Here is a 14,883-nt window from a genome sequence, read left to right on the forward strand (position 1 = left end):
GTCTTGCTCAAATTCTGAAAGTTGGCGCGATCTCTGTGGGAGCGGCCTTGTGTCGCGAATGGGCTGCAAAGCAGCCCCAGCAATTTCAACTGTTACGCATCAATCCGGGGGCCGCGATGCGGCCCTTTCGCGACACAAGGCCGCTCCCACAATTACCGCGACAACCTCGAGAGCAACGCCGTACCTGTGGGAGCTGGCTTGCCTGCGATGGGCTGCGTAGCAGCACCGGTTGACGCTATCTGACAGGTATCAGGCTTTGCCCGGTATTCCATATTTGCGCAGGCGCTGCGCAATGGCGGTATGTGAAGTTTGCAAGCGCCCGGCCAGTTGCCGCGTCGATGGGTAGCTGGCGTACAGGCGTTGCAGCAGCTCGCGCTCGAAATCGCCCACGGCCTGTTCCAGGCTGGCCACTTCGCCGTCCAGGCCGCGGGCCACCGAGGTGCCGGCGATGTCCAGGTCACCGATATCCACCAGGTTGCCCTCGCAGATGGCTGCGGCGCGGAATATCACGTTCTGCAGCTGGCGCACATTGCCCGGCCAAGGGTTGGCCAGCAGTGCCGAATGGGTGGCCGGGGTCAGCCGGCACGGTGGGCGCTGGATCTGCGTGCAGGCCTGCTGCATGAAAAAATGCGCCAGCATCAGGATGTCCTGGCCACGGTCGCGCAGCGGCGGCACTTGCAGGTTGAGCACGTTCAGGCGGTAGAACAGGTCTTCACGGAAGCTGCCTTCGGCGACCATGCGCTCCAGGTCGCGGTGGGTGGCGCTGATGATGCGTACATCCACCTTCACTTCGCGGTCGCCACCCACCCGGCGGAAGCTGCCATCGCTGAGAAAGCGCAGCAGCTTGGCCTGCAGGTACGGTGACATCTCGCCGATTTCATCGAGAAATACCGTGCCCTGGTTGGCCAGCTCCATCAGCCCGGGCTTGCCGCCCCGTTGCGCGCCGGTGAAGGCGCCGGGGGCGTAGCCGAACAGTTCGCTCTCGGCCAGGCTCTCGGGCAGCGCGGCGCAGTTCAGGGCCAGGAATGGCGCCGCGTGGCGGCTGCTGATGGCGTGGCAGGCGCGGGCTACCAGCTCTTTGCCGGTGCCGGTCTCGCCATGCACCAGCAGCGGTGCATCGAGCGCAGCCACGCGCAGGGCGCGGGCCTTGAGGGTGCGGATGGCCGGTGACTCGCCGAGCAGGGCATCGAAGCCTTCGGCATGGTCGTGGTGCATCGCCGACAGGCGTTCGCCCATGCGCGTGGGTGGGTACAGCGTCAGCAGGCCACCGGCGTTGGTGATCGGCATGGCGTCCAGCAGCAGGCTCTGGCCGTTGAGCTGCATCTCGCGCATGGGCAAGTGGAAGTTGTTGTCCAGCAGGGCCTGCAGCAGCGCCGGGTCGCCGAACAGTTCACCCACCGAGCGCCCGGCCGATTCGCGGCCGCACAGCTCGATCAGCGCCGGGTTGGCCAGCAGCACCTTGCCGGCACTGTCCACGGCCAGCACCGGGTCGCTCATCGCCGCCAGCAGGGCATCGAGCTGCAGGTGCCGGCGTTGGCCAGGGAGGATGTCGACCACGTCCACCGATTGCACGCCATGTACCTCGAACAGCGCGTCGTGCAGTTCTTCGAGCACGGCGGGGCTGAGGGTAGGGGCGTCGATGTAGACGTTCGGCGGGACCATCTCCACGGCGTCCAGGTTGAGGTTGCGGGCACCGAGCAGGGCGAGGACTTCCTGGGTGATGCCGACGCGGTCGATGAAGCTGACGTGGATGCGCATGGGGAGGGTGAAGTGGTGGCCGGGGAGGGCGGTAGTATGCCTCAACATCGCCGGGGCCGCTTTGCGGCCCTATCGCCGGCAAGCCAGCTCCCACCTCGATCTCATCGGCCTCAAGGCCTGCGCAGTACCTGTGGGAGCTGGCTTGCCGGCGATGGGCTGCAAAGCAGCCCCCGGATCCTGAAATCACTCCAGATGTTCAGGCTTGATCGGATCGCCCGACTTCACATCCAGCTTTTCGCGAATGTCCGCGAACATATGGTCATAAAGCTTGTGCGGCGAACCCAGGCTCTCGAATTTCTTCGGTGGCTTCAGGTACGACTGCGCCCTTCGGCTCAGCTGCATGAGGAAGCTGGGCAACACCTGGTCCTTGGCCAGGAAGAACTTTTCTTCCACTGGCTTGCCTTCGATGCTGCCATGCATCTTGAACTGGATGCCTCTGCCTTCCTTGGGGTCCGACACTGCCTCGTATTCGATGTTCAGGTCATAGCTGTGGTCGTTCTGGTTCAGCGCGGTGCGCTCGATGTGTACATGACCGGGCTGGTACTGGGCCATGGCAAGCTCCTTTGGAAGGTCGAAAATGGCGGGCGCTGGCGCCCGCCTACTGCATTCAACGGTAGCTGATCCCCGGCTTCGCGGTGGAAACCCGCGTGCCGGCGGTGCCTTTGACGATGTCTTCGATGTTCTCCAGCGAACTGATCACTGCCACTTTGCCGGTGTTGCGGGCAAAGTCGCAGGCCGCCTGCACCTTCGGCCCCATGGAGCCGGCGGCGAAGCCGAGGCGTTCGAGCTCGTCGGGGTGGGCCTGGGCAATGGCCTTTTGCGTGGGCTTGCCCCAGTCAACATACGCCGCATCGACGTCGGTGGCGATTATCAGAAGGTCGGCGTCCAGCTGCTCTGCCAGCAGGGCCGAGCACAGGTCCTTGTCGATCACCGCCTCGATGCCCTTGAGCTTGCGGTTCTCGTCGTACATGGTGGGGATGCCGCCGCCGCCGGCGCAGATCACGATGCTGCTCTTTTCCAGCAACCACTTGATCGGGCGGATCTCGAAGATGCGCTTGGGTTTCGGGCTGGCCACCACACGGCGGTACTTGTCGCCGTCGGCCTTGACCACCCAACCCTTTTCCTTGGCCAGGCGCTCGGCCTCTTCCTTGCCATAGACCGGGCCGATGAACTTGGTCGGGTCCTTGAAGGCGGGGTCGTTGGCGTCCACTTCGACCTGGGTCAGCAAGGTGGCGAACGGCACTTCGAAGGCCAGCAGGTTGCCCAGTTCCTGTTCGATCATGTAGCCGATCATGCCCTCGGTCTCGGCACCCAGCACGTCCAGCGGGTAGGCCTCGTCGGGCTTGTAGGACAGGCCCTGCAGCGACAGCAGGCCAACTTGCGGGCCGTTGCCGTGGGCGATGACCAGCTCGTTGCCTGGGTGGATCTTGGCGATCTGTTCGGTGGCGGTGCGGATATTGGCGCGCTGGTTGTCAGCGGTCATGGGCTCGCCGCGACGCAGCAGGGCGTTGCCGCCCAATGCAACAACGATACGCATGGGGAATGTCCTTTAACGAAAGAAGGGAGCGCTGCTCTCGACCGGTATCGCCGCCCCCTTGTGGGAGCGGGTTTACCCGCGAAAGCGTCAGCCCATGCAACACGGCTGGTGCTACTGACGCATTCGCGGGTAAACCCGCTCCCACAGGGATTCGGGTTGCCCGGCTTGCCGGGTCAGCCTTTACAGGTCAGCCAGTGTCGACACCAGGATCGCCTTGATCGTGTGCATGCGGTTTTCCGCTTGCTCGAAGGCGATGCAGGCCGGCGACTCGAAGACGTCGTCGGTCACTTCGATACCGTTGGCCAGGTCCGGGTACTGTTCGGCGATCTGCTTGCCTACCTTGGTTTCGGAGTTGTGGAACGCCGGCAGGCAGTGCATGAACTTGGTCCGCGGGTTGCCGGTGGACTTCATCAGCTGTGCATTCACCTGATACGGCTTGAGCAGCTTGATGCGCTCACCCCAGGCTTCGATCGGCTCACCCATCGATACCCACACGTCGGTGTGCACGAAGTCCACACCCTTGACCGCGGCAACCGGGTCTTCGGTGAGGGTGATGCGCGCGCCGCTTTCCTCGGCGTACTTGCGGCAACGCTCGACCAGATCGTCATGCGGCCACAGCGCCTTGGGCGCGGCGATGCGCACGTCCATGCCGAGCTTGGCGCCAATCAGCAGCAGCGAGTTGCCCATGTTGTTGCGGGCGTCGCCCAGGTAGGCGTAGCTGATGTCGTGCAGCGGCTTGTCGCTGTGCTCACGCATGGTCAGCACGTCGGCGATCATCTGGGTGGGGTGGTATTCGTCGGTCAGGCCGTTGAACACCGGAACGCCGGCGAACTTGGCCAGCTCTTCGACGATTTCCTGCTTGAAGCCACGGTACTCGATGGCGTCGTACATGCGCCCGAGCACGCGGGCGGTGTCCTTCATGCTTTCCTTGTGGCCGATCTGCGAGGAGGTCGGGTCGATGTAGGTGACATTGGCGCCCTGGTCATAGGCGGCCACTTCGAAGGCGCAGCGGGTACGGGTAGAGGTTTTTTCGAAGATCAGCGCGATGTTGTTGCCTTTCAGGTGCTGCTGCTCGGTGCCGGTGTACTTGGCACGCTTGAGGTCGCGGGACAGGTCCAGCAGGTAGCGCAGCTCGCGGGTGCTGTGGTGTTCCAGGCTGAGCAGGTTGCGGTTGTGAATATTGAACGCCATGACTTTTCTCCTTGAGTTTGGTGAACACACCGGCCGCCACTTTGTGAGGGCGGCCGGGGGTAATGGTCGTTAGTAGTCGATCGGGTCGCGCACGATCGGGCAGGTCATGCAGTGGCCGCCGCCACGGCCCCGGCCCAGTTCGCCGGCGCTGATGGTGATGACTTCGATCCCGGCCTTGCGCAGCAGGGTATTGGTGTAGGTGTTGCGGTCGTAGCCAATGACCACGCCCGGCTCGATGGCCACCACGTTGTTGCCGTCATCCCACTGTTCGCGCTCTGCGGCAAAGCTGTTGCCACCGGTTTCGACCACGCGCAGCTTGACCCCAAGCTGCTCGCCCACCACTTCGATGAACGACTTGTTGATGCGGCGCACGTCCATGCCGTAAGGCTTGCTTTCGTCCGGACGGATGATGAACGGCACGATCTCTTTCACCACTTCCGGGAAGACCGTGACCAGGTCGCGGTCGCAGAAGCTGAACACGGTATCCAGGTGCATGGCGGCGCGCGATTTCGGCAGGCCTGCGACGATCACTTCCTTGACGGCGCCCTTGGCGAACAGGTTCTGCGCGAGCTGGCCGATAGCCTGGCGCGAGGTACGCTCGCCCATGCCGATCAGCACGATGCCCTTGCCGATCGGCATGACATCGCCGCCCTCGAGAGTGGACTGGCCATGTTCCTTGTCCGGGTCGCCATACCACACCTGGAAGTCGGCGTTGGTGAACTGTGGGTGGAACTTGTAGATGGCGGTAGTCAGCAGGGTTTCCTGGCGTCGCGCCGGCCAGTACATCGGGTTGAGCGTGACGCCGCCGTAGATCCAGCAGGTGGTGTCGCGGGTGAACTGGGTGTTGGGCAGCGGTGGCAGGATGAAGCTGGAGTGGCCCAGGTAGTCGTTGTACATCTTGACCACCTCGGCACCTTCGCTCTGCGGCAGGTCCTGCCCGGCGACGCCGCCGATCAGGAACTCGGCCAGGTGGCGTGGCTCGAGGCCTTCGAGCCAGCTGCGCACTTCATTGGTCAGGCCGACACCGACGGTGTCGGGGGTGATCTTGCGATCGAGGATCCACTTCAGTGCCTCGGGTTGCTGGACGATGTCGGTCAGCAGGTTGTGCATCTCCAGCACATCCACGCCACGCTCGCGCATCTTGGTGACAAAGTCGAAATGGTCACGCTTGGCCTGGTCGACCCAGATCACGTCGTCGAACAGCAGCTCGTCACAGTTGCTCGGCGTCAGGCGCTTGTGCGCCAGGCCCGGCGAGCAAACCATGACCTTGCGCAGTTTGCCGGCTTCGGAGTGGACACCGTACTTCTGTTTTTCAGCGGACATGATTTCATTCCTCCAGTTGAACGAAGACGTGGGTCAAAGAGTCAGGAAGCCGTCGTACAGGCCAAAGGCTGCCACCAGGGCGCCGATGACCACGGCTGCGAAGATCAGTTTTTCCACGTTGGTGAAGACAGGTTGGCCAACCTCACGCTTGGCCTTGGCGAACAGGATCGCGCCAGGTGCGTAGAGCAGGGCCGAGAGCAGCAGGTATTTCACGCCACCGGCGTAAAGCAGCCAGACGGCGTACAACAGGGCGATACCACCGATCACCAGGTCCTTCTGCCGTTCGGCCAGGGCCTGCTCGTAGGTTTCGCTACGCACTGCCAGCAGCACGGCATAGGCTGCCGACCACAGGTAGGGCACCAGGATCATCGATGTGGCCAGGTAGATCAGCGACAGGTAGGTGCTGTTGGAGAACAGCGTGATCACCAGGAAGATCTGCACCATGGCGTTGGTCAGCCACAGGGCGTTGGCCGGTACCTGGTTGGCGTTCTCGCGGCGCAGGAACTCCGGCATGGTGTGGTCCTTGGCGGCGGCGAACATGATCTCGGCGCACAGCAGCACCCACGACAGCAGGGCCCCGAGCAGCGAGATGATCAGGCCGACGCTGATCAGCACCGCGCCCCAGTGGCCGACCACATGCTCCAGCACGGCAGCCATCGACGGGTTCTGCAGCTTGGCCAGTTCCGGTTGGGTCATGATGCCCAGCGACAGTACGTTGACCAGCACCAGGAACAGCAGCACGGTGACGAAGCCGATGACCGTGGCCTTGCCCACGTCAGAGCGTTTTTCCGCCCGCGACGAGAAGATGCTCGCACCCTCGATGCCGATGAACACCCACACGGTGACCAGCATCATGTTGCGCACCTGGTTCATCACGCTGCCAAGCTCTGGTGTGCCCAAGGCCCAGATGTCGGCGGTGAAGATGTCGAGCTTGAAGGCGAACAGGCAGATCAGGGCGAACAGCAGCAGTGGCACCACCTTGGCCACGGTGGTGACCAGGTTGATGAACGCCGCTTCCTTGATGCCGCGCAGCACCAGGAAGTGCACGGCCCACAGCAGCACCGACGCGCCGATGATGGCGGCCGGGGTGTTGCCTTCGCCGAAGATCGGGAAGAAGTAGCCCAGGGTGCTGAACAGCAGCACGAAGTAGCCGACGTTGCCCAGCCAGGCACTGATCCAGTAGCCCCAGGCCGAGGAGAAGCCCATGTAGTCGCCGAAACCGGCCTTGGCGTAGGCATACACCCCGCCATCCAGATCAGGCTTGCGGTTGGCCAGGGTCTGGAACACGAACGCCAGGGTCAGCATGCCGACCGCGGTGATTGCCCAGCCGATCAGTACAGCGCCAACCCCTGCACTGGCAGCCATGTTTTGCGGCAGCGAGAAGATCCCGCCACCAATCATCGAACCGACCACAAGTGCAACTAACGCGCCGAGCTTTAGTTTTCCGGATGTATCAGACATTTAACAACTCCTGCCAGGAGAAAGTTGACGACAGAGTAAATCCGACGCCGCTGCCATTCGCTGACTTGGGTCAGTTCATGGCGACGTGAAGTAGGAAAATTCCTTCACGAAGCTCCTGGAGAGTGCCGACAACTTATGCTGCAGGGCTTGCACGCTGGCACCTCCATGTCCTTCTAGAGCAAACGCTCTGTTCAGCCTGCGATGCTTGAAGCTAGCCGCTTTTGCCGCTTTCGCAAATTTTTCACAAGAATTTCGAGTTTTATCGGATTCTTTTCTAGTTGCTCGGGAGCTGCTAGTTTTTACTCGAAGGGTGACATAGACAAAGCAGTTATTAGTGCTATAGCTTCATTGATCAGGATCATTATAAGTAACACCATTTATATGGCCCGCATGGCTGTTTCAAGCCCATGACAGCGCGCAAAAAAAAGGAAGGCTCATGAGCGAACCGGGACAGAAGCTGCGCCTGGGCGCGCTGATCGCGTTGGTGGTCGGCTCGATGATTGGTGGCGGGATCTTCTCGCTGCCGCAGAACATGGCGGCGCGTGCCGATGTGGGGGCGGTGTTGATCGGCTGGGGTATCACCGCGGTCGGCATGCTGGCCCTGGCGTTCGTGTTCCAGACCCTCGCCAACCGCAAGCCGGAGCTGGACTCGGGGGTGTACGCCTACGCCAAGGCCGGCTTTGGCGAGTACATGGGTTTTTCCTCGGCCTGGGGCTACTGGATCAGTGCCTGGCTGGGCAACGTCGGCTACTTCGTGCTGCTGTTCAGCACCTTGGGCTTCTATTTCCCGGTGTTCGGCGAGGGCAACACGCCAATCGCCATCGGCTGCGCTTCGCTGCTGCTTTGGGCGGTGCATTTCCTGGTGCTGCGCGGCATCAAGGAAGCGGCATTCATCAACCAGGTGACCACCGTGGCCAAGGTGGTGCCGTTGCTGATTTTCGTGGTGATCGCCGCGTTTGCCTTCCGCGCCGATATCTTCACCCGTGACATCTGGGGCCTGAGCAACCCGCAGTTCGGCAGCGTGCTGGAACAGGTGCGCAACATGATGCTGGTAACCGTGTTTGTGTTCATCGGCATCGAGGGCGCCAGCGTGTATTCCGGCCGCGCCCAGCGCCGCTCGGATGTGGGCAAGGCCACGGTGATCGGTTTCCTGGGGGTACTGGCGCTGCTGGTGCTGGTCAACGTGCTGTCGCTGGGGGTGATGACCCAGCCGGAACTGGCCGGGCTGCAGAACCCGTCACTGGCCTCGGTGCTGGAGCATATCGTCGGGCCCTGGGGCGCCTTGCTGATCAGTATCGGCCTGGCGATTTCGCTGCTTGGCGCGCTGCTGTCGTGGGCGTTGCTGTGCGCCGAGATCCTCTTTGCCACGGCGCGGGACAAGACCATGCCGCGCTTCCTGGCCAAGGAAAACGCCAATCACGTGCCGGCCAACGCCCTGTGGCTGACCAACAGCATGATCCAGGGCTTCCTGCTGATCACGCTGTTTTCTGCCGGTACCTATACCAGCCTGATCTACCTGGCCTCGTCGATGATCCTGGTGCCCTACCTTTGGTCGGCGGCCTACGCCGTGCTGCTGGCGGTGCGTGCAGAAACCTACGCCGGGCAGCCGGCCCTGCGCCGCAAGGACCTGCTGGTGGCGCTGGTTGCCCTGGTGTATGCCGTGTGGCTGTTGTACGCCGGCGGGCTCAAGTACCTGTTGCTGTCGGCGCTGCTGTACGCGCCGGGTGTGATCCTGTTCGCCAGGGCCAAGCATGAGCAGGGAAAAACCTTGTTCACCACTTGGGAAAAGCTGATCTTCGCCGCCGTGCTGGCAGGTGCCGCGCTGGCGGCCTATGCCCTGTACTCAGGGCTGCTGAGCTTGTGACGGGGCAGGGCAGGGGGCGTGCTCGGGGCGGGACCAGATCCACAGGTTGCCCAGGGTCATGCCGGCAATGGCCAGGAACACCGGCCAACGGTGTTCCAGGAACGTCAGCATCAGGCCCGCGCACAGCAACATGCTGAGGGTCGCGCTGACTTTGGCCCGGCGCTGGATCACCTTGCCATTGCGCCAGTTGTGCAGGATCGGCCCGAACAACCGGTGGTTTTCCAGCCAGGCAGACAGGCGCGGCGAACTGCGTGTGGCCGCCCAGGCAGCCAGCAGGATGAATTCGGTGGTCGGCAGGCCGGGAATGACGATCGCGACCAGGCCCACGCCCAGGCTCACGTAAGCCAAGGTCGCATACAGCAGGCGGGCGAGTTTCGAACGGGCGGGTCGGGTCATGGTCTCACTGCATGGAAGCGGTTCGGCCACCGGTAGGGTGGCCGGGGTACGGCGTGTCAAACCAGCGCGGCATCTGCAGCATAGGCATGCTTGAGCAGCTTGGTGAAGCGCTCGAAGGCAGCAACTGCGCCGCGTTCGGCAGCGGCTTCCTCTTCGGCCGACAGGGCCAGGCCATCAAGAATGCGGGTGAACTGTTTCCAGCCTTCGGCACGGCCACCGGCCGGTTCGCCCAGGTGTCGGGCACCGAAAGTTTCGGACAGTTCCAGGGCCACGGCACGCTTGATCAGAAACGCAGCGCCCAGTTTGGAGCCTTCGGAGACGAAGATCCAGCCCATTGCCTCGCCCAGGCTCGGGTTGCGCAGGGCGCCCGGCACGGCTGGTGGTACTTCGGTGTCGAGGTCGGCGAGGTCCAGGCGGGCCTGTGCGGCGCGGCAGCGCTCCGCCAGGTCGGGGACGATGGCGATCAGTTGCGGGTCGTTGTACAGGGCCTGCAGCTCGGCCTGGAACAGGTACTGGGCGACCACGAAGCGGGCGAAGCTTTCGCGGCTGTCGAAGGGCGCGTGGGCTTTGACCAGGGCATCCAGTTCGGCGTGGGGGGCGTGGGTGATCTGGTTGAGGCGCTGGGAGCGCAGGGCTGGGCGGTCGGTCATGGGGCAGTCCTTGGAAAAGGGGGCGTCTAGAGACAAGACGAAATAGTTGGAGCGCGACAGTAAAAAAAGCTGGTATTTGTGCTGGTAGTGCTGGCCTCTTCGCGGGTAAACCCGCTCCCACAGGGACATCACAGGCCCGAGGTCTGCGCGATACCTGTGGGAGCGGGTTTACCCGCGAAGAGGCCGGCACTGACGAAACAAACCTGTCAGCGATAATCCAGGTCAGATATCCCAAACCACATTGATGCCGAAGTTGCGCCCCGGCATGGTCAGGCGGTCGATGTTGGCCGGCTGGGTCACGGCCGCTTCACCCTGGGCGTCGTAGCTGCGTACCGAATCCCACTGCCAGTACTTCTTGTCGGTGAGGTTGTACAGGCCGGCGTTGATGGTCACGTCGTCGGTGACCTTGTAGTAGCCGGTCAGGTCCAGCACCCCGTAGCCCGGGGTGCGGAACTTGGAGCTCGAGCCGTCGGGCGAGTAGAAGGTGCTGTCGTCGACGCGGGTCTTGCGCTTGACCAATGTCCAGCTCAGCAGGCCGCCGTAGTGTTGTTGTTCGTAACCCAGGCCGAACACGCCCTTGAGCGGGTTGACGCTGTTCAGTGGCTCGCCGGTGTCATCGTTGCGGCCATAGGTGTAGGCGATCGAGCCCTGGGTATACAGGCCCTGCGGCGCACCGAAGTGGTCCAGGTTCAGGCGGCCCTTGACCTCGGTACCCTTGATGGTGGCGTGCTTGATGTTGTTGGCCTTGAAGGTCTGCTCCAGGTTGGCGCTTTGTACGGCATCTTCGTCGATGAAGTCGCGGTACTTGTTGTAGAACACCGCCACGTCGAAATTACCGGCGTCGAAGTTGCCACGCAGACCGGTTTCATAGCTTTTGCTCTTTTCGGGTTCGAGACCCGGGTTGCCTTCGACGCGGTAGCCTTGCTCGATGTTCTCAAACTTCCCGTACATGGATTTGGCAGTCGGGGTGCGGAAACCTTCGGCGTACTGGCCATACCAGGTGTAGTTGTCGTTGAAGGCGTAGGTCAGGCCGAACTTGGGCGAGACGCGATGCCACTTCTTGTCCGAGTCGTCCTGGGAGGTAGGTGCGGTACCGCTGGACTCCAGGCCACGCAGGAATTCCTCGGTGAACCTGGGCTCCATGCGCGTGTAGTCGTAACGAGCACCAGGCATGAAGGTCCAGTTGTTCCAGCGGATTTCATCCTGCACGAACAGGCTGTAGGTGTTCACCGTCGGGTCCGGGAAGTCGCTGACCAGGGCCTGGCCGTCTGCCGGGCGCTCGGCGCCAGCGGCAGAACAGCCTGAACCAACGGCCAGGCAGGTACCGGTGCCGCTGCGGGAACCGGTGACCTTCTCGTGCTTGAGGGTGGTGCCGTACGTCAACAGGTGGTCGGTGGCGCCGAGGCTGAAGGCCTTGTCCAGCTGGGCGTCGAATACCCACTGGCGGTCCTTGTACAGGGTGTCTCGGGTACGCAGTACCTGACGGCTAGGCGGTGCGTAGACTTCCTCGGTGTGCTGGTCGGTCTTGGCGATCTGGTAGTTCAGGCTCCACTTCACATGGTCGGCGACCAGCGAATCCAGGCCGAACTCATGGTTGATGCCAAAGCGTTCGCGGGTGATGGTGTCGTTGCCATTGCGCGCCTTGTAGTACCCCGAGGCACCAAAGCCAGGAATGAAAGGCCCGCCCACCGCACTGAGGATGTTCTGGTCGCGGTCATCCTTGTAGCGCTCGTAGGTGAAGCCCAAGCGCGCTTCGTCGGCGTAGTTCCAGCCCAGCTTGGCCAGCACGTTTGTGGTGCGCACGTCCATCGGGTTGGCTTCGGTACGCGCCAGGCCGTCACCGCTGTGGCCGCCGTGGGTCTCGGTTTCGTGACCGTTGCGCTGGCTCAGGTGCAACAGGCCGTCGAAGTCGCCCTGGCGGCCGGCGACGGTGGCGGAGGTCAGCCAGCTTTCGTCGGCCGAGCTGTAGCCGGTCTTCAGGCGGGCACCGGCGTCCTTGCCAGGCTTGATGATGTCGTCCGGGTCGAGGGTGAAGTAGCTCACCGCCCCGCCGATGGCGTTGCTGCCATACAGCACCGAGGCCGGGCCGCGGAGGATTTCCACGCGCTTGACGATCTCCGGGTCAACGTAGTTGCGCTGGGTCTGGGCGTAGGGGCCGAAGAAGAAGCTGTCGGGGATCGACACGCCGTCCACCTGGGTGAGGATGCGCTCGCCATCGATACCACGGATGTTGTAGCCGTTCAGGCCGCTGCGCTGGCCGGTGCCGGCTACCGACACACCTGGTTCGTAGCGCACCAGGTCCTGGATGTTGTTCACGTTCTGCCGGTCCAGTTGCTCGCGGGTCTGCACGCTGACGGTGCTCGGCACCTGGCTGACGTCCTGGGCGCTGCGGGTGGCGCTGACGGTCACCTGCTGCAGGGCAATCACATTGGCGCTGGCCTGGCGTTCGAGCACCACATTGCCGTTGCTGATCTTGCGAAAGCCCAGGCCGGTGCCGTGCAGCAGGCGCTTGAGCGCGGCTTCCGGCGGTAACGAACCCTGCACCCCTGGCGATGCCACGCCGTCGGCCAGTTCGGCGCTGAAGCCGACCTGCCAGCCGGTGACCTGGCTGAAAGCATTTATGGCCGAAACCAGCGGCTGCTGGCCGATGCTGAAGCGGTAGTCGCCCATGCGCGGGCTGCTGGCCTGTGCCGGTTCGGCGGCCAGTGCCGGCAGGCTGATGGCGCCGCTGGCGAGCAGGGCGAGGTTCAGTAGGGAAAGGCTCAGGAGGGACAGTTGCCCTCCATGGCGAGGAAGGGTGGAGGGGCGGGTAGGACCTGTGGACATCGGAAGCGCTCCCTGACGCGCGGACTGTTATAGGTGATGGCTGTCCTCGTTTTCAAACGAGAATCAGTTGCATTGGCTATAACGAGACGGGCGGGGTAGCGTGACTGCGTAAAAAAAGTTGGATTGCGGTTTGGCGGTCTGTATCGCGATTTCTGTGGGAGCGGGCATGCCCGCGAAACAGGCACTGCGGTGGATGGCACGGGCGTTGCCCGTGTTCGCGGGCACGCCCGCTCCCACAGGGACCGTGTCGGGTTTCAGATTTGCGGATCAGTTCAGAATGACCAGCGCCGGGTACTCATGCAGCTGTGCCGAGGTGATGTGGGCCAGCGCACGCAGGGTTTCCAGCGGTTGGTCGAGGCGGTAGTTGCCGGTGACCGCCATGTCTTCCAGCTGCGCATTGCGGTTGATGATCCAGCCCGGGTAGTAGCGCTGCACCTCGGCCAGCACCTGGCTCAGCGGGCAGTTCTCGAACACCAGGCGGCCGTCGACCCAGGCCAGGTCCTTGTGCATGTCGGGGCGCTGGCGCTTGCCGAATCCCTGGGGGCCGACGCTGATGCTGTCGCCGGCGCTCAGGCGGATGCGCTGGTCGCGGGCCCCCTGCAGGTCGACATCGCCGCGCTGCACCCGTACCTGTGCCTCGCCGTCGAGGTAGCGCACGGCAAAGTCGGTGTCGCGCACCTGCGCGCGCAATGGCCCGGCTTGCACTTCCAGTGGTAGCAGCGCGCCTTCGGGGACCTGGAAATAGGCCTCGCCCTGTAGCAGGCGGGCGATCTGGCGGCCGTCACGCTGCTCGCTGGCAAATGCCGAATTGGTGTTGAGCAGCACTTTCGCGCCGTCTTCCAGCTGCAGGCGCTGGCGCTCGCCCACCACCGTCAGGTGGTCGGCCTGCAGGCGCATGGGCAGGTTGCCGAGGGTGAACAGCCCGACCAGCAGCAGCGCCGCCGTGGCCAGGGGTTTCCAGTGGCTGCGCAGGCGCCCGCGCCACGAGCGGCGCTGTTGCTGATGCATCTGCACGGCCACCTGGTGCAGCGGTGCGCCGTTCCACAATGCTTCTGCCTCGACATAGGCCTCGGCATTTTCCGGCGCTGCGCTGAGCCAGGCTTCGAAGGCCTGGGTGTCCTCGGCGTCGGCGCATTGCAGGCGCACCAGCCAGTCCAGCGCCTCGTCCATGGCACGAGCACGGGCGCTGGGCCCGGCAGGTGACGGGCGAGGGACAGGGCTGTCGGTCACGGTGAATCCTTGAATGGTTTTTTGCGAATGATCAAGGCTGAGGCGGGGTGTGGCAAGGGCTTTGCGTTGCCTCACTTGAGGCGGTCGGCGACACCCATGCAGATCGCCATGATCAGTTTCAGTTCCTTCTGCACCGTGCTGGGCGAAACATTCAGTTGTTCGGCGATTTCCAGATAGGTGGCGCCATGCAGGCGGCTGAGGATGAAGATGCGCTGCTGGCGTTCGCTCAACTGGTTGAGGCTGATGCTCAGGTGCTTGAGCAACTGCTCGGCATGGGCCGCATCCTCGCTGCTGGTGGCTGGCGCGGCCACGCTGTGCAGGACCTCGTCGGGCACGTCGTCGACCAGCATGCGCGATTGCACCCGGCGCGCGCGCAGGTGGTCGAGGGCCAGGTTGCGCGCGGTCTGGAACACGAACGGTTCGATGTGTTCGATGGGCCGCTCACCGAGGGCGCGGGACACCCGCAGGTAGGTTTCCTGCAACAGGTCCTCGGCTGTGTTGGGGTTGCCCACCATGCGCTGCAAGGTGCGCAGCAGGGTAAGGCGCTGGACGAGGAAGACAGAGTTGAACCGGGACTGACTCACTGGGGGACCTGGCCGACGAAAGGTTAATGATAATGCTTATCATCCTTCTCGAAGGTCAAGCCT

12 protein-coding genes are annotated in these 14,883 nt (G+C 63.3%); 1 reads left to right on the top strand and 11 read right to left on the bottom strand.

The features are described from left to right. Positions 1 to 249 precede the first annotated feature (249 nt). The 6 genes from RYH74_RS04275 to arcD (RYH74_RS04300) form a co-directional block, all read right to left on the bottom strand. Positions 250 to 1,758 (bottom strand): sigma-54-dependent transcriptional regulator, encoded by a 1,509-nt coding sequence (locus RYH74_RS04275; protein ID WP_075043888.1) that lies wholly within the window; start codon positions 1,756 to 1,758, stop codon positions 250 to 252. Positions 1,759 to 1,941: 183 nt separating this feature from the next. Next, the gene (locus tag RYH74_RS04280; RefSeq protein ID WP_025337852.1) at positions 1,942 to 2,310 is read right to left on the bottom strand and encodes a DUF5064 family protein; all 369 of its coding nucleotides are present in this window, start codon (positions 2,308 to 2,310) and stop codon (positions 1,942 to 1,944) included. A gap of 55 nt (positions 2,311 to 2,365) precedes the next feature. Continuing rightward, positions 2,366 to 3,295: a carbamate kinase gene (gene arcC, locus RYH74_RS04285; RefSeq protein ID WP_003257953.1), complete on the bottom strand. Its 930-nt coding sequence runs from the start codon at positions 3,293 to 3,295 to the stop codon at positions 2,366 to 2,368. Between the two features lie 180 nt (positions 3,296 to 3,475). Further along, complete coding sequence (locus RYH74_RS04290; RefSeq protein ID WP_025337853.1) at positions 3,476 to 4,486, bottom strand: ornithine carbamoyltransferase; 1,011 nt, start codon at positions 4,484 to 4,486, stop codon at positions 3,476 to 3,478. A gap of 69 nt (positions 4,487 to 4,555) precedes the next feature. After that, on the bottom strand, positions 4,556 to 5,809 hold the full coding sequence (gene arcA / locus RYH74_RS04295) for an arginine deiminase (RefSeq protein WP_075043890.1): 1,254 nt from the start codon (positions 5,807 to 5,809) through the stop codon (positions 4,556 to 4,558). A 33-nt stretch (positions 5,810 to 5,842) separates the two neighbouring features. Continuing rightward, positions 5,843 to 7,270, bottom strand: coding sequence for an arginine-ornithine antiporter (gene arcD / locus RYH74_RS04300; RefSeq protein WP_025337855.1), 1,428 nt, complete (start codon positions 7,268 to 7,270; stop codon positions 5,843 to 5,845). Positions 7,271 to 7,706: 436 nt separating this feature from the next. Between arcD (RYH74_RS04300) and arcD (RYH74_RS04305) the strand changes: the two genes are divergently transcribed. After that, entirely contained in the window at positions 7,707 to 9,134 is a 1,428-nt protein-coding gene (gene arcD / locus RYH74_RS04305; RefSeq protein WP_075043891.1) for an arginine-ornithine antiporter, read from the top strand. Here arcD (RYH74_RS04305) and RYH74_RS04310 read toward each other — a convergent pair. The 5 genes from RYH74_RS04310 to RYH74_RS04330 form a co-directional block, all read right to left on the bottom strand. Continuing rightward, positions 9,114 to 9,530 (bottom strand): YbaN family protein, encoded by a 417-nt coding sequence (locus RYH74_RS04310; protein ID WP_013971115.1) that lies wholly within the window; start codon positions 9,528 to 9,530, stop codon positions 9,114 to 9,116. The genes arcD (RYH74_RS04305) and RYH74_RS04310 overlap by 21 nt on opposite strands. A 56-nt stretch (positions 9,531 to 9,586) precedes the next feature. Continuing rightward, positions 9,587 to 10,180, bottom strand: coding sequence for a biliverdin-producing heme oxygenase (locus RYH74_RS04315; RefSeq protein WP_317409003.1), 594 nt, complete (start codon positions 10,178 to 10,180; stop codon positions 9,587 to 9,589). Positions 10,181 to 10,402: 222 nt separating this feature from the next. Further along, the gene (locus RYH74_RS04320; protein ID WP_317409004.1) at positions 10,403 to 13,006 is read right to left on the bottom strand and encodes a TonB-dependent receptor; all 2,604 of its coding nucleotides are present in this window, start codon (positions 13,004 to 13,006) and stop codon (positions 10,403 to 10,405) included. A gap of 267 nt (positions 13,007 to 13,273) precedes the next feature. Then, positions 13,274 to 14,236: a FecR family protein gene (locus RYH74_RS04325; RefSeq protein ID WP_317409005.1), complete on the bottom strand. Its 963-nt coding sequence runs from the start codon at positions 14,234 to 14,236 to the stop codon at positions 13,274 to 13,276. Positions 14,237 to 14,307: 71 nt separating this feature from the next. Further along, complete coding sequence (locus RYH74_RS04330; protein ID WP_025337861.1) at positions 14,308 to 14,820, bottom strand: RNA polymerase sigma factor; 513 nt, start codon at positions 14,818 to 14,820, stop codon at positions 14,308 to 14,310. Positions 14,821 to 14,883: the final 63 nt, after the last annotated feature.

This window comes from Pseudomonas sp. LSJ-87 (genome assembly GCF_032971465.1).
GTDB classification, from domain to species: Bacteria; Pseudomonadota; Gammaproteobacteria; order Pseudomonadales; family Pseudomonadaceae; genus Aquipseudomonas; species Aquipseudomonas putida_Z.

What these genes read in the sequence shown, in the direction of transcription:
- arcD (WP_075043891.1), top strand. Translation starts at nt 7,707, where the DNA reads ATGAGCGAACCGGGACAGAAGCTGCGCCTGGGCGCGCTGATCGCGTTG.
- RYH74_RS04275 (WP_075043888.1), bottom strand. Translation starts at nt 1,758, where the DNA reads ATGCGCATCCACGTCAGCTTCATCGACCGCGTCGGCATCACCCAGGAA.
- arcC (WP_003257953.1), bottom strand. Translation starts at nt 3,295, where the DNA reads ATGCGTATCGTTGTTGCATTGGGCGGCAACGCCCTGCTGCGTCGCGGC.
- RYH74_RS04290 (WP_025337853.1), bottom strand. Translation starts at nt 4,486, where the DNA reads ATGGCGTTCAATATTCACAACCGCAACCTGCTCAGCCTGGAACACCAC.
- RYH74_RS04315 (WP_317409003.1), bottom strand. Translation starts at nt 10,180, where the DNA reads ATGACCGACCGCCCAGCCCTGCGCTCCCAGCGCCTCAACCAGATCACC.
- RYH74_RS04320 (WP_317409004.1), bottom strand. Translation starts at nt 13,006, where the DNA reads ATGTCCACAGGTCCTACCCGCCCCTCCACCCTTCCTCGCCATGGAGGG.
- arcA (WP_075043890.1), bottom strand. Translation starts at nt 5,809, where the DNA reads ATGTCCGCTGAAAAACAGAAGTACGGTGTCCACTCCGAAGCCGGCAAA.
- arcD (WP_025337855.1), bottom strand. Translation starts at nt 7,270, where the DNA reads ATGTCTGATACATCCGGAAAACTAAAGCTCGGCGCGTTAGTTGCACTT.
- RYH74_RS04310 (WP_013971115.1), bottom strand. Translation starts at nt 9,530, where the DNA reads ATGACCCGACCCGCCCGTTCGAAACTCGCCCGCCTGCTGTATGCGACC.
- RYH74_RS04280 (WP_025337852.1), bottom strand. Translation starts at nt 2,310, where the DNA reads ATGGCCCAGTACCAGCCCGGTCATGTACACATCGAGCGCACCGCGCTG.